We start from the raw sequence: 387 nt of genomic DNA, 5'->3' as shown, positions 1-387 counted from the left end.
GTCAATCAATTCGGAAGGCAACTCTATTCTGACGATTTAGCGCCGGATGGTCTGACGCCAAGTTAGGGTATGCCTCAATCTGACGGTAGCGAGTCGCAGGCGTTCGGATCGGCATCGGTTTCGTTCCCTGTCTTGGCACGCGCTTCGAAGCGTTGATAACACTCCAACCCGCAGAAGTGCTCGACGTATTCCGCGCCTTCCGGGGTGAAGGCGGCATCGAGCGGGATTTCCTTGCAGCACACGCAGCAACTGGTGGTGGTCGAGTCACTTGCATTCATGGTGGCACCCCTCCATTGACTGACGAAGACGGCGAATGCCGCCGCCGGCATTGGCTTCGCGAACAGGAAGCCTTGTCCTGTGTCGCAGTCCGCTTGTCGCAATAGATCA

The 387-nt window shown here is 57.4% G+C and carries 1 protein-coding gene; it reads right to left on the bottom strand.

Annotation, left to right across the window (positions count from 1 at the left end):
* Positions 1-74: 74 nt before the first annotated feature.
* The coding region (locus tag ACR6JA_RS22090; RefSeq protein ID WP_317779695.1) for a DUF3330 domain-containing protein at positions 75-387 on the bottom strand (313 nt) is incomplete at its 5' end.

The organism is Cedecea sp. B1(4), assembly GCF_059414925.1.
The sequence above is the reverse complement of the archived record's forward strand: the minus strand, read 5'-3'. Positions and strand labels throughout refer to the sequence as shown.